The sequence below is a fragment of the Dehalobacter sp. MCB1 genome (genome assembly GCF_003590275.1).
Lineage (GTDB): Bacteria > Bacillota > Desulfitobacteriia > Desulfitobacteriales > Syntrophobotulaceae > Dehalobacter.
In genome coordinates, this window is record NZ_LXPC01000015.1 from 98,472 (window position 1) to 111,368 (window position 12,897).

The following is a 12,897-nucleotide window of genomic DNA, read 5'->3' on the forward strand; positions in this document are numbered from 1 at the left end:
CTCCTGTTGCATTAATTCCGTCCGAAGTGAAATGACTTCTTGCCAATCAAAGCAAGAAGCCATTTGATGCATCCATTTTATCAAAGTATGTCCCCGTCTGTATCCGGTATATTTCCAATTTTTTCGCCAATCGTAACTTCAGGTATATCCGGCAGATTTACCAAATCCTGATGGGCACTGGCTTCGCTGGCTTCCGTAAGCAGTTCCCGGATACTCAGGCTGATTTTTTTATCTTCCGGTTTAAAATCGATGACTTTCGCTGTAATCTCCTGTCCGACCTGAACAACATCCTGTACTTTTATGACCCTGTGGTCGGCCAGCTGGGAAATATGCACCAACGCATCAACCCCGTCCTCCAGTTCTACAAAAGCACCAAAAGGTGCGATTCTGACGACTTTGCCGTGTACGATAGATCCCACAGTATATTTTTCAGCAGCAGCAGACCATGGATTGGTTTTAAGCTGTTTTAATCCGAGGGAAATCCTGCCTTTTTGAGCATCAATCGCTAAGACCTGAACTTCAACTTCATCACCGATATTCACGATCTCCGACGGGTGTTTTACTCTGGAGAAAGCCATATCCGAGATATGTAGTAGCCCGTCCATACCGCCAAGATCAACAAACGCACCAAAATCGGCCAAGCGGCGAACTGTTCCCTTTACGATATCACCTTCTTTAATCGTCTCCATAAGTTTTTCTTTTTTACTTTCCTGCTCTTCTGCTAAAATAACCTTTTGGGAAAGGACCAGTTTCTTCTTGTATTCATCATACTCGATGACTCTTAAACGAAGTGTTTTCCCGATATACTTTTCAAGATTGTCTACAAAGCCGGTTTCAACCTGAGAAGCAGGCACAAAGCCTCTCATTCCGAGGTCGACCAGAAGTCCGCCTTTGACCGCTTCCGTAACGACTGCCTGAACTTCTTCCTTTGATTCGGCAAGGTGGGCCAACTGTTCCTTCGCTTCAACCTCATTGGCCCGTTTACGGGATAAAACGGGGTAGCCTTCCTGGTTTTCGACACGCATGACCATCACCGAAATCGTATCACCGATTTTAACGAGATCATGAATATTCGAAACCTTGGTAGCGGAAAGTTCCTCAAAAGGAATCATGCCTTCCGATTTCCAGGCAATATCCACAAAGACCTCATCGCCTGTTATTTTTACGACGGTTCCTTTGACAATCGCGCCCCGATAAAGTTTGGGTAGCCCCTGATCAAAATTTTCCATCATGTTTTCTTCATCATAAACCGTCTTCACAGCGCTTTCCTCAGCCTCTTGGATCTGTGTTTTTTCCATAAACTCCGACATTTTATTGCAAACCTCCTCGATAATCCAATCCGGTGTGGAAGCTCCTGCTGTCAAGCCGACATTTCTCGCATCCGTAAACCAGATCTCCAGTAATTCTTCGGCTGTTTCTATACAGTATGTTTTCGTTTTTCCACTGCAGATCGATCCCAGTTTCCGTGTATTGGAACTACTCAACCCCCCCACGACAATCATCACATCCACTTTTTCGGCCAATTCACTAGCTGAGGCCTGGCGTTCTTCCGTCGCCGCGCAGATCGTATTTTGGACGATTAGTTCCCCAGTATGTTTTTTTAACTCTTCAACAACTGTAAAAAAATGACTTTTCTGCTGTGTTGTTTGGGCCAAAACTGTAATTCTTGGGTGGTATGGCAAATCTTCAGCCTCGGCCAGCGTCTCTATGGCGAGAGCATTACTTCCTGCCCATCCTAGGATCCCTTTAACTTCCGGATGGCTTTTGTCACCGACAACAATGACAAAACTGTTTGCTGATGAGCTGGCAGCCATTCTTTGCGCTTTTTGGACATAAGGACACGTTGCATCAATAATGGTAATTCCGCGTTCCTTTGCCTGCGCATACGTTTCCGGAGGAACACCATGCGACCTGATTACAAGCTGTTGACCCATTTTGGCCTCATTAACAGAGTGAATGACTTCCAAACCTTTCTCAGCTAAATAATCAACAACTTGCTGATTGTGGATGAGCGGTCCTAAAGATGCAGTCAATCCGGTGCCAGCAGCTTTTTCAGCCAATTCAATCGCCCGTTTGACTCCAAAACAGAAACCTGCTTTTGCCGCTCGCTGAATCATCAACCAAACTGCCCTCCTTTTATGCCTATCTCGTTTATTTCGCTGAGAAAAACAAAATTCCTCCTAGCACTTTATTAACCTTCGATCATTTTTACATTTCATTCACAACATCCATGATTTTATTGGCGAGCCATTCCCTACGGTTTTCAATCTTTTCTGGGATTTCAAGATTATCGGCATAAAATGGCTTACCAATAATTATCCCTATCTTACCCCTTCTTTGGTTTAATAATCCTTTGGCTCCATAGACCTTAACCGGCAAAATCGGCGCATGGCTTTTGTTAATAATTAATACAATCCCTGCCATGGCTTCCTGAATGTCACCGGTTTTGGACCGGGTACCTTCCGGAAATATCCCCAAAATTTTTCCTTCTTTTAGCAGCCTGACCGATTTTCGAAATGCCCCGATATCACCCTGCCCCCGTTTAACCGGAAAAGTACCAAGGCCATGCAGAATTTGCCCTAACAGTGGTATCGAGAAAAGCTCCTCTTTTGCCATGAAATATACCTGTCTTGGCATCGAACAGCCAACAATAATTGGATCCCAAAGGCTTATATGATTGCACGCAATAATCACAGGTCCTTCTACTGGAAAATTTTCCAGACCTGTTATCCTGCATCCTTTGATTTTCAGAACAAGGGTCATGATTCCCTTAGCCAATGAATACAGCATCACTTTAGCCCTCCCTGATAATTCTAATGATCTTGGTAACAACTTCATCAATCGTTAAACCTGTCGTATCGAGGATCACCGCGTCCTTAGCGGGCTTCAGCGGTGCAAATTTTCTCTGGGAGTCTGCTGCATCTCGTTTCTCAATATCTAAGCGTACTTCTTCCAAAGATACCTCCTTACCCTCTTGGATATTCTCAAGGTATCTCCGGCGTGCGCGTTCGGAAGCCGAAGCCGTCAAAAAAATCTTAATTCCGGCATCCGGCAGGACGTATGTGCCGATATCCCTGCCATCCATCACTAGATTGCCCTTTAGTGCTTCCTGACGCTGAAGTTCAACCAGTCGGTCACGGACCCCGGGATAAGATGCAATCAGCGATACGGCTCTACTTACCTCAATATCCCGGATTTTAGCAGTAACATCTTCACCGTCGCAGAATACGGCTTGACGGTCATTATGGCTTAACTGAATGTCAATGATCCGGGCAAGGTCTGTTACTGCTTTTTCATCCTGAACGGAAATTCCTGAAGCAAGGGCTTTATAAGCTACAGTTCGATACATCGCACCTGTATCAAGATAATACAAGCCAAGTTTGTCAGCAACGACTCTCGCAATGGTACTTTTTCCTGCCCCGGCGGGACCGTCAATCGCCACCTGCAAATGACTTTCACGCAAATGTTCCAAAACGATGCTCCAATCAAAAATCTTAATTTGCGCGCTATTTCGAAGCTCGCGTCTGCCAAAATTATACCACAGCAAAATGATCGCTTACAATTCACTTTATTTAAGATACGGAAACCCCGATAACCGCCAGTAAGTTATTCAGCGCATGAAGCCCGATTGCCGGATAAATCGAATTATGTTTGGTATATAAAAAACCAAGTCCGATTCCGAGAACCAACTTCGGAATGAAGCCGGTCAAATCAAAATGCAGCGCTGAAAAAATACAGGCACTGATTATAATCGCCGTCCATTTGCCAGAATAATTCCGTAAACAGCCGAGCAGTACTCCCCGGAACAGTGTTTCCTCAATAAAAGGAACAATAACGGCGATCAGAAAAATGTTCGCAATTAACATGGGAATTGTTGGGTTCTGCAGGAGCTTTACCAGTTCATTCTCTGCCGCCATCTGGCCTGAATAATACAGAAGTACCATGTAGATCATATTAATCAGCCAGGCCAAAAAACAGATTCTAAATACATCAATAAGGGCTGAAGTAATACTGATCCTTCTCCAGCCCAGGTCATTCAGGGAAAGCCTATTTTTGAGCGTAATCAGTATAATCAAAATAACAAACAGGGTATTCGAAGCAATCATTGAAAGATAATAGGTCGTTTGGATTTCAGGAATAATCTGATAGATAGAATAACTGACGAATGGCATCAGTAAAAAAACAGCTGCCACACCGATTATAAAATAAGCCAAGACCTTGAAATTTAACTTCATATTCCATCCTCTGCAATTACATAAATTATCCTAGATTATTTTTTTCAGATCTATACATAATAAATTCAAATGAGTTACACCAGAAATATACAGCAAAAGGAGGCTTTCAGATGTTATATTCCAAAAAAACGGATCATAGCTTGCTGTTCATGGGTTCTGCCATGGTGGGGGGATTTTTGCTGGGTTACACGTATAAAAGATATGGCAAAAAAATAGAAAAACACATCCATAAGTTTTGGCAAAAAGATTCGAATGATGATATGTTCGCAGCACAAAGCGAAATCTGAATCAGCGTTTATCGCCTCTTATCTTTATTTGCTAACACTCTGCTCCTTAATCGGAGCCTTTTTTATTTTTCAGCTTCTCGGGGCAACCCTGTGTCCAAGACCTACGGCCACTTCATCTAAATGCAGCAGTCCTACCCCAAAAAACACGGCCACGCTGAGATGGTCACCGCGGTGGGCAATCCCAATTTTCCCTCCGATATTCAGCCCCGCTGCTTTCGGCATAATCTGGCTTAAAGCCTCTCGTGTGGCACCAGCAACAGCCCCTTCGTCGCCATGGGAATCGTGAATGACCCCTTCGCGTTTCGAAGCAACAATCGCCCTTTCGACAAGCTTTTTAATTGAAGCAAGATAATCTCCGCCATAATCCACGGCAACTGTCTTGATGTTATCTGCTAAAAATTGCTGTTTAAGCGCACCTTCTTCTTCTCTGGTTTCACTCATCGCCATTCTTAAAGCAGCCAGAGCAACCGTTTTACTATCCGGCACCATAGCCAATCCTCCTTCTAGGCAAACGTTCATGACGCAAACAAATCAATTACATGCTAAAAAAGAGGCGATGTTAGAAAAACAACACCTGCTTTCATTATATTACATGAATTCCCGGAGATTAGCAAAGCTTATCTTGAGGACTTACGGCGGGCTTATCAGCTGGCCTCCGTAGATTTTAACTTCACATCAAAACTTTTGACATCCCCGTTAAGCTTGAGCGAATATGTTTTACTATTCAGAATCACATTGACAGTGACCGGATAAGGAATGCCGGTTGCATCCAGAACAACGGTTCCCGGTTCAACGGTGATGCTTTTTCCATTCTCTATGGTTCCGATATCCCGGTCATTCTGTCTAACCATTACGACACTGTCAGGAGTTATCTCAAAGGAGAGACTAATCGAGCCGCTGTTTGCATTTTCGCTGTATTTAAAGGCCGGGGCGTCTATTTCTCCTGAAAATTTCAGATAGAACTCGACGGGATCGGTGAATGCTTTCAGCTGATACAGCCCTAACAATACTGTACAAACTGCTATAATCCTGATGGCTGTTTTCTCAAAACCCTGAAACCTTGACACTTTTTGGCTTGAAAAAGAAAATCTCCTGGAGCGCATCTGACTCACCTCAGTAATATGTATGCGCCGCCAGGAATTTGCATACCGACATCATTCTGTAAGGCATCTATAAAACCTTATCTGGGATTGGTCTGCATGCCACAATACCACTTTCGGCAGATAGCGCCCTCCATGGCGCTAACAGCCGCGCTACGCACTCCATGCTCCGCTTGCGCGGAATTGTGGCACGCAGCCTGATATCTAAGGATTATTTAAGCACGTCTGTAACTAGAATGTTGCTCTTCGAAGCAGCTAATTATGAATGTCTTACTTATCTGGCTATGGAGACTGAACTGTAAGTCGGGTATGTTATCATCCTTGGCTTCCCAAGCAATCCTGTACCTTCGCCCATATTCCACCTGCGCGGTTACTGTGGCGTGAAGACCTTCTAACAGGAAGTCGCTGATAAGCTTACATGAAAGGCGTTTGCTGAACTGCTCCTCAAATGCGCTAGATAACGAGCTGCATTCTGGCATACAATCCCGCTTAAATGATCTTATGATTGGTCTGGGGGCCACAGTTCCGCTGTGAGCGGAGCACGATGCGAAGCGCGGCTTTTTGCGCCATGGAGGGCGCAATAGCCGAAAAGCGGTATTGTGGCCCCCAGACCTACCGAGTGGCATAGCCGTCCGCCATAATCTTGTCGCTCCTGGCTTCTATGGCTCATTCGCCATTAGCTCATCCTGGCCGTCGCTTTTCCGGCTTTGTAGCCAGTTGAGAAAGCTGCCTGGAGGTTGTAGCCACCGGTTACGCCGTCGATATCGATGACCTCTCCGGCAAAATACAACCCTTTAACCAAACGGGATTCCATCGTAGCTGGATTAATTTGCTTGGCATCAACACCCCCGGAGGTAACAATTGCTGTCGCCATACCGAGCGTCGCCGTTATATGAAGTACCAGCTCCTGAAATAACCGGCCCAATCTTCTTCTCTCTTCTTTGGTCACCTTATTAACGACCTTCTCAGGGTCAACCTCCGATAACGCGACCATTACAGGAATCATACTCTGCGGAAGAAGATCGTCCAGAGCGTTCTTAAACTGCTTGTTGCCATACTTCAGAAAATCCCTCTGCAGCCTTAAATCTATCTGTTCAGAAGTAAGGGCGGGCTTTAGGTCGATTTTCAGTTCAACCTTCTGTTTTTGGTCCAAAGCCTTGGAAGCAATCCTGCTTAAGGTTAGAATAATCGGACCGGATACACCAAAATGCGTAAACAGCATCTCCCCAAATTCTTCTCCCTGCTTTTTCCCGTCAACCCAGATTGAGGCAGCCGTATTCTTCAGCGTCAGTCCCTGAAGTTCTTTGGGCCATTTTTCAAGGGTTTTGAGTGGAACAAGTGCAGGAAGCGGCTTAATGATCCGGTGTCCGGCATTTTCTGCCAGTGTATACCCGTCACCGGTTGATCCTGTTCCAGGGTAGGATGCTCCTCCCGTAGCAACGATCACAGCATCTGCCTGAATTACTTCACCGGAGACAGCCAGCTGAACACCGGTTACTTTCCCTTCTTCGATCATGATTTTTTGGACAGCCTGGTTAAGCCTTATTTTTACACGTGTTCGTTTCAAATATTTTTTTAAAGCCTCAACGATTACCTCGGAATCATCGGCTGTTGGAAAAACTCTTCCACCTCTTTCTACTTTTGTTTCAACACCATAGTCTTGGAAAAAATAAACCAGCGCCTTATTGCTGAACTCTTTTAAGGAAGCATATAGAAATTTTCCATTTCCGGGATAAAAACTTACAAAATTACTGATATCCCCCGCATTGGTAAGGTTGCACCGACCTTTACCGGAGATCGCAATCTTACTGCCGAGTCTTGTCATCTTTTCAAGGAGTACCACCTCTGCCCCAACGAAAGCAGCCTGGCCCGCTGCCATCATGCCTGCAGCGCCACCGCCTATTACAACAACCTTTTTAACCACAATCCATTCTCCCTGCTTTCAAATATGTTGATCGCAAACCAACTACACTTGCTAAAATAACTTTTAGAGATTAGTCTCCGTAATATCTAGACAATTTCAAATGGAGTAGGATGCATAGCGCGGCTGTTTACCTACCTTCAATATTCGTGGAATGCGCTGCACAAGCAGCACATAGGCCTGAATCCGTATCGATGAAGATCTGTTTGCCGCACTCCCGACAATAATAGGAATTCGCTTCTCCGACGATAACCTTGCCGGCCAGAAACTTGAACGGAAACATCCGATATGCGAAGCTCAGAGCCCTGGAACCGCAGATGTCCACACAGCGACCGCATTGAACGCACTGGAGCGGTTCATAAATCAAAAGCATTTTATTTTCTTTCTGTTTCAGCGTGAGCGCCTGCTGAGGACATATTTTGGTACAAACGCCGCAGCCGTTACAATGATCGGTATATCTGATTGCCTGAAAAGGCACCTTTTTATTTGGTTTCTGTTTCAGTGTCTCTGCCAGCCATTGGCGGGTTCTCGGAATGGCATAGGATTCTTCTGCTTCGATAGCTGGAAACGCGGCCTTGACTCTATCTTTGCCAAATTCACGCAACCTGTTTTTCAACCCTTTTTTTGACCGGTTACGGGCAAAGCGTCCGGGATCATAATCCGATTTTGCTGCACCTTCTTCAGCGGAGAGAATTTCCAGCTTTAAACCGGGATGATCCGTCCATTGCTGACTGACCTCCAGATAGAAGCGCTTGCTAACCGCTGCAGCCTGTTTATCCTGGCAGTTGGAACAGTCCCCTGTAAGGATTCTGACCTGTTTAGATTCAGCCAAAAGCATTAAAACTGTCCAGGCATCTCTGTCCAGCATCCCGAGGCAGGCAATTTCATAACCGGCAGGCGCAGCCATTGGACAATTTAATACGCAATTTCCGTTTTCCAAAAGGTACTCTCCGAGGTTTTTCATGTCTCTGTCCACAAAACCGTCAGAGGGGCAAACGGCCATACAGACACCGCATTCCGTACAGTTTTCTATCGAAATCTCTTTCTTATCACCGATAGACTTGTGCGAACAGGCTTCAATACACAGCCTGCATTCCCGGGGATAGGGCTTCTTCTTGTTCAGACAGTTGTCAGGATGATACAGCATTTGATTGTATTTCTTCATGATTATTCGTATCCTTTGCGAAATTCATTTTCAATTCTTTCGAGATGACGAAGCATTCCGGCATGCGCTTCTTCAGGTAATTTTGCTTCGATCGCCTGATATATTTCCTTATGTTCCTGATAAAGAAGTTCCGACATGCTCTCTTTTTCAAAAGTACCTGCCCAATTCGTCTTCAATGTCTGGTGCATGATATCTGAAGTTACATGGAGCATGCGGATCAGCATCTTATTCTTCGTTCCTTTAGCTATAGCATCGTGAAAATCCCGGTCACAGGGATAGCCCTGCCAGCCTGCATTCAAACCCTTTCTGATCTCAGTAAGAGAACCCCTCATTGCGGAAAGATCCTGATATTCAGCCCTTTCCGCTGCCAGTGCGGCAGCCTGCGTCTCCAGGATTTTTCTTATCTCCATCATTTCATAAATGGTATCTTTTTCCAGAGAAAGCACCCATGGCAAAGGAGCAATAACAGACGCGATATTAATATGTTTGATATAGGTCCCCTCTCCGCTTCGGACTTCCAGCAAACCCATAATCTCCAAAGCACTGAGCGCTTCCCGGACAGACGCCCTGCTGACCTGCAGCCTCTCCGCAAGATCCCGTTCGGAAGGAAGCCTATCACCTGCTTTGATTTGTCCTTCAGCAACCAGCGTACTGATTTGATCAACTATTTCTTCGTAGATTCTTTTCGTTTTTGCTGGTTTCAGATTCATACTTTCTCCCCGCAATTATCAATATTTATTTCACATTGATTACCTATTACTTACAAATGATATAAAATGATTACCGTATACTTACCGCTTCCTTCAAAGCATTGACTTCAGAAGTCGTTAACAGTCGGTATTCTCCTGCCGTCATTTTTGGATCCAGCTGGAGCGGGCCAAAACAGATTCTGCGCAAGCGAAAGACGGGGTATCCGACCTGCTCAAGCATTCTCCTAACCTGCCTGTTCTTTCCCTCGTGAATGGCAAGCTCAATTTCAGTCTGGTTACCGTTTTTATCACGGGAAAGCTTCTTAATTTTCGCAGGAGAAGTCATCCCATCCTCGAGGCGTACACCCGACTCAAGCGTCCTGATTGCCTGATCAGAAATATTACCGGCGACTGAGGCCCGGTATACTTTTTCCACGCCAAAACTTGGATGCGTTAGCCGAAATGTCAGCTCCCCGTCATTGGTCAGAAGCAGAAGTCCCGAAGTGTCATAATCCAGTCTGCCAACCGGATAGACTCTTTCTTTAATATTCTGGCCAAGTAAATCAATGACTGTTTTCCTTTGATGGGGATCGGTAACACTTGTAATAACACCCGCAGGTTTATAAAGCATGACGTAGACAAGGTCTTCACTTGGTCCTGAAGAATACGTCTTAGCGCCGACTTTGATGACATCCTCAGGCGTTACCTTAAAACCCGGCTGCGTTATGGTCTGTCCATTCACTTTTACAAGTCCCTGACTGATTAGAATTTCAGCATGACGCCGAGAAGCGATGCCCAAACGAGCCATCGCCTTTTGCAAACGTTCAGATTGGTATCCGGAACAATCCATCAAAAAAACCACCATTAATGAAATATCTCTCAACTGATTTTAGCAAAAAAAACACAGAAAGCAAACCTGGGGGATCAAGGCATGTATTTGTCCCCGACTGCACCAGCAGACCCTTAGCCAAAGACCCTGCTGACAATCCAAATTGAAGCAATCAATCCGACTGCATCAGCGAGCAGTCCGACTTTTAAAGCATATCTGTGTTTTTTGATGCCGACTGAACCAAAATAGACGGCAAGCACAAAAAAAGTGGTATCCGTACTTCCCTGAAGCGTGGAAGCAAGCCTACCGATAAACGAATCAGGTCCGTATTGATGGATCAGTTCGGTTGCAACACCAAGGGCCCCTGAACCACTCAGCGGACGCATGACGGCTAAAGGAACAATGCCTAACAAATCGGGATTCCATCCCATGGCTAAAAAAAGAGGTCGAAGAAGGTTTATTAGCAGATCCAGGGCGCCAGAATCCACAAACACTTTAATGGAAACCAACATCCCAATTAAAAACGGAATAATTTTGACGGCAGTTTTAAAGCCATTCTCCGCCCCCTCAACGAATGTTTCATAGACAGGGACTTTATGGAAGTAACCATAAAGCGGCACAAAAAATAAAATAAATGGGATAGCCCATCTGGCAAGCTCGGAAATGATGGTCATCATCCGTTCCTCTTTCTAAAAAGAACATCGGCAATGATGGCTGAGGCCATGGCACACCCTGTGGCAAAAACCGTCGTTCCAATGATTTCAACCGGATTGGCCGAGCCGGCTTTCATTCTGACAGCAATGATTGTAGCCGGAATAATCGTGATACAGGATGTGTTTAACGCAAGAAATGTAATCATCGCAGGACTAGCTGTTTCCTGATCCAGGTTTTCTTTCTGCAGCTCCTGCATGGCCTTCAAGCCAAACGGTGTTGCAGCATTACCCAGACCGAGAATATTTGCACAGAGATTCATGACTATAGGACCAAAAGCAGGACTGTCCGCCCGGAGAGACGGAAAAAGCTTTCTGATTACTGGGGCGCTTATTCTGGCCAGATGCCGGATGAGCCCTGCTTTTTCGGCAATATGCATGATGCCCAGCCAGAGGCTCATGACACCCATTAACTGGATTGCCACTCCTATCCCAAGTTCAGAAGCCTGAAGGGCCGACGCGGTGACCTGATCAATATTTCCATTCAGGGCAGCAACAATAATGCCGCTGATCAGCATAACCAGCCAGATCAAATTGACCATAACAGAAACCCCCTGCTTAAAATGTATGTTTTCAGCAGAGGGAATAGAAGATTAGAAGATTTCAAAAATATTTTGAGGCATCAAGAGCATACTGTTTGCCAACACATCTATTCGATCAACATCTCTCTTCATACCCATCTTCGCGGTGGAATCTTTTCCTATTAACCATATGGGAAAACTTATCCATCAGATTAGGCATTTCGTCAATGATGCGTTCTGCAATCATATTTCCTTCGACCGGAAGCAGTCGGACCTGATTCTGGTTTACAACCAGAAAGCCAACAGGTTTTACGGATACCCCGCCGCCGCTTCCTCCACCAAAAGGCATCTTGGAAGTGTTTTCATTTTTTTTCTCCTCCTCTTTTTCTCCCTCAGCGGAAGAGAATTCACTGCCGCCGGCTGCGAAACCGCAGGATACCCTGGAAACAGGTATAATCACAGAACCACTTGGTGTTTCGACCGGGTCTCCGATCACCGTGTTCACATTTATCATTTTTTGGATACTATCCATCGCTGTCTGCATGAGATTTTCAATTGGATGTTCATCCATAATTCCTAGTCCTCCTGTTTTTTAAGATCATTAATAGGAATTTATAACCTGTAAAAATAATATGGCTGCTTTTCAGATTTAATATGCAGCAAAGTTTGAATAAAAATATTTTTTCAGTAAAATTTGGAGTTACACGGTATGTAAAATCTTCTTGCTTTAGCGAGATATGCCTGTGTAGTCTTGCCGTAATAAATCCAAAGGTTGTCCAGCAGGCTCCCGTCAAGTAACCCGTCTCGGCAGCATCCCTGCAACCAAGCTCAAGATCAGCCTGCAGGCAATGAACTTTTATTTTGCGGTAAAAAGCCCGGATAATGTTAGAAAGACCTTGTTGCAACCGCCTGATACTTGCGGTGGAATAGCCATAATGACGAACAGCTTCCCGCAAAAAATGCTTTATCAGCCGGTAGCGTTTTCTAGTTGGGTCAGTATTCTTATTTGATTTTCTATGTAGACAGTCGTTTTGCTGTATATTTTCTATGCTATTCAGCAGAAAATAAAGAAAGCCACCCGAGACCATCTCCGCCGGAATGTTGATCTCCAGATTGGACCGAAACAACGCAGCTTGATAATGGATCTTCAGCACACTGCTAAAATTTTTGAAAGTGTAATCGATGACCAGATTGATTTTAAACAGTGCTAAAACCAGCACCCAAATCAAACAAGCTATGAGCAGTGCAAGAATCGTCATGACTTGCCTCCACTTAGGAATATTCATAGTACTATGTAAACTAATATCTGCATGTTCCCGCCGATTGAATTTTTGTATGTATACAAATTTTTCTCGGCGGTTTATAGCATTTTAGCGTTGACAAGTACTCGTCCTCTTATGGTATTCCCAGTATTTTAATGTTCTATGAAAATTTCACCAT

Annotated in this window: 15 protein-coding genes; 1 reads left to right on the forward strand and 14 read right to left on the reverse strand. The window is 44.8% G+C overall.

Translation table 11 applies throughout. From position 1 onward, the window contains the following. Window positions 1–80: 80 nt before the first annotated feature. From A7K50_RS11860 to A7K50_RS11875, 4 genes are all read right to left on the reverse strand, one after another. Complete coding sequence (locus A7K50_RS11860; protein WP_119776482.1) at window positions 81–2,120, reverse strand: bifunctional 4-hydroxy-3-methylbut-2-enyl diphosphate reductase/30S ribosomal protein S1; 2,040 nt, start codon at window positions 2,118–2,120, stop codon at window positions 81–83. Window positions 2,121–2,208: 88 nt separating this feature from the next. Then, on the reverse strand, window positions 2,209–2,790 hold the full coding sequence (locus A7K50_RS11865) for a lysophospholipid acyltransferase family protein (protein WP_034381957.1): 582 nt from the start codon (window positions 2,788–2,790) through the stop codon (window positions 2,209–2,211). A 4-nt stretch (window positions 2,791–2,794) separates the two neighbouring features. Further along, window positions 2,795–3,472, reverse strand: coding sequence for a (d)CMP kinase (gene cmk, locus A7K50_RS11870; protein ID WP_119776483.1), 678 nt, complete (start codon window positions 3,470–3,472; stop codon window positions 2,795–2,797). Between the two features lie 100 nt (window positions 3,473–3,572). Further along, window positions 3,573–4,235 carry a type II CAAX endopeptidase family protein gene (locus tag A7K50_RS11875; RefSeq protein ID WP_119776485.1) on the reverse strand — a complete coding sequence of 221 codons (663 nt, stop codon included), beginning with the start codon at window positions 4,233–4,235 and terminating at the stop codon, window positions 3,573–3,575. 110 nt (window positions 4,236–4,345) lie between these two features. Here A7K50_RS11875 and A7K50_RS14230 point away from each other — a divergent pair, with 110 nt between their 5' ends. Beyond that, a complete protein-coding gene (locus A7K50_RS14230; RefSeq protein ID WP_020490985.1) occupies window positions 4,346–4,522 on the forward strand; it encodes a hypothetical protein in 177 nt (58 codons plus the stop codon). 69 nt (window positions 4,523–4,591) lie between these two features. On the opposite strand, the gene A7K50_RS11880 is transcribed toward A7K50_RS14230, so the two are convergent. The 10 genes from A7K50_RS11880 to A7K50_RS11925 all read right to left on the reverse strand — a co-directional run bounded on the left by A7K50_RS11880 (window position 4,592) and on the right by A7K50_RS11925 (window position 12,716). Then, entirely contained in the window at window positions 4,592–5,011 is a 420-nt protein-coding gene (locus A7K50_RS11880; protein WP_020490986.1) for a HutP family protein, read from the reverse strand. 155 nt (window positions 5,012–5,166) lie between these two features. Beyond that, a complete protein-coding gene (locus tag A7K50_RS11885; RefSeq protein WP_026156178.1) occupies window positions 5,167–5,625 on the reverse strand; it encodes a hypothetical protein in 459 nt (152 codons plus the stop codon). Window positions 5,626–6,298: 673 nt separating this feature from the next. Next, a complete protein-coding gene (locus A7K50_RS11890; RefSeq protein WP_119776487.1) occupies window positions 6,299–7,546 on the reverse strand; it encodes an NAD(P)/FAD-dependent oxidoreductase in 1,248 nt (415 codons plus the stop codon). 127 nt (window positions 7,547–7,673) lie between these two features. Further along, window positions 7,674–8,708 (reverse strand): 4Fe-4S dicluster domain-containing protein, encoded by a 1,035-nt coding sequence (locus A7K50_RS11895; protein WP_020490989.1) that lies wholly within the window; start codon window positions 8,706–8,708, stop codon window positions 7,674–7,676. Window positions 8,709–8,710: 2 nt separating this feature from the next. Beyond that, window positions 8,711–9,418 (reverse strand): FadR/GntR family transcriptional regulator, encoded by a 708-nt coding sequence (locus tag A7K50_RS11900; protein ID WP_020490990.1) that lies wholly within the window; start codon window positions 9,416–9,418, stop codon window positions 8,711–8,713. Window positions 9,419–9,488: 70 nt separating this feature from the next. Then, window positions 9,489–10,247, reverse strand: coding sequence for a pseudouridine synthase (locus A7K50_RS11905; protein ID WP_119776489.1), 759 nt, complete (start codon window positions 10,245–10,247; stop codon window positions 9,489–9,491). Window positions 10,248–10,360: 113 nt separating this feature from the next. Then, window positions 10,361–10,900, reverse strand: a complete 540-nt coding sequence (locus tag A7K50_RS11910; protein ID WP_020490992.1) for a spore maturation protein — start codon at window positions 10,898–10,900, stop codon at window positions 10,361–10,363. Further along, window positions 10,900–11,478 (reverse strand): nucleoside recognition domain-containing protein, encoded by a 579-nt coding sequence (locus A7K50_RS11915; protein WP_020490993.1) that lies wholly within the window; start codon window positions 11,476–11,478, stop codon window positions 10,900–10,902. Before A7K50_RS11915 ends, A7K50_RS11910 begins: the two co-directional genes overlap by 1 nt. A gap of 115 nt (window positions 11,479–11,593) precedes the next feature. Continuing rightward, entirely contained in the window at window positions 11,594–12,028 is a 435-nt protein-coding gene (ytfJ, locus tag A7K50_RS11920) for a GerW family sporulation protein (RefSeq protein ID WP_119776490.1), read from the reverse strand. Next, the gene (locus A7K50_RS11925; RefSeq protein WP_020490995.1) at window positions 12,021–12,716 is read right to left on the reverse strand and encodes a DUF2953 domain-containing protein; all 696 of its coding nucleotides are present in this window, start codon (window positions 12,714–12,716) and stop codon (window positions 12,021–12,023) included. Before A7K50_RS11925 ends, ytfJ begins: the two co-directional genes overlap by 8 nt. Window positions 12,717–12,897 lie beyond the last annotated feature (181 nt).

Bases quoted from the DNA above. Each gene is read 5' to 3' on its own strand.
- A7K50_RS11865 (WP_034381957.1), bottom strand. From the start codon at position 2,790: ATGCTGTATTCATTGGCTAAGGGAATCATGACCCTTGTTCTGAAAATC.
- A7K50_RS11875 (WP_119776485.1), bottom strand. From the start codon at position 4,235: ATGAAGTTAAATTTCAAGGTCTTGGCTTATTTTATAATCGGTGTGGCA.
- A7K50_RS14230 (WP_020490985.1), top strand. From the start codon at position 4,346: ATGTTATATTCCAAAAAAACGGATCATAGCTTGCTGTTCATGGGTTCT.
- A7K50_RS11880 (WP_020490986.1), bottom strand. From the start codon at position 5,011: ATGGTGCCGGATAGTAAAACGGTTGCTCTGGCTGCTTTAAGAATGGCG.
- A7K50_RS11885 (WP_026156178.1), bottom strand. From the start codon at position 5,625: ATGCGCTCCAGGAGATTTTCTTTTTCAAGCCAAAAAGTGTCAAGGTTT.
- A7K50_RS11895 (WP_020490989.1), bottom strand. From the start codon at position 8,708: ATGAAGAAATACAATCAAATGCTGTATCATCCTGACAACTGTCTGAAC.
- A7K50_RS11900 (WP_020490990.1), bottom strand. From the start codon at position 9,418: ATGAATCTGAAACCAGCAAAAACGAAAAGAATCTACGAAGAAATAGTT.
- A7K50_RS11905 (WP_119776489.1), bottom strand. From the start codon at position 10,247: ATGGATTGTTCCGGATACCAATCTGAACGTTTGCAAAAGGCGATGGCT.
- A7K50_RS11910 (WP_020490992.1), bottom strand. From the start codon at position 10,900: ATGACCATCATTTCCGAGCTTGCCAGATGGGCTATCCCATTTATTTTA.
- A7K50_RS11915 (WP_020490993.1), bottom strand. From the start codon at position 11,478: ATGGTCAATTTGATCTGGCTGGTTATGCTGATCAGCGGCATTATTGTT.
- ytfJ (WP_119776490.1), bottom strand. From the start codon at position 12,028: ATGGATGAACATCCAATTGAAAATCTCATGCAGACAGCGATGGATAGT.
- A7K50_RS11925 (WP_020490995.1), bottom strand. From the start codon at position 12,716: ATGACGATTCTTGCACTGCTCATAGCTTGTTTGATTTGGGTGCTGGTT.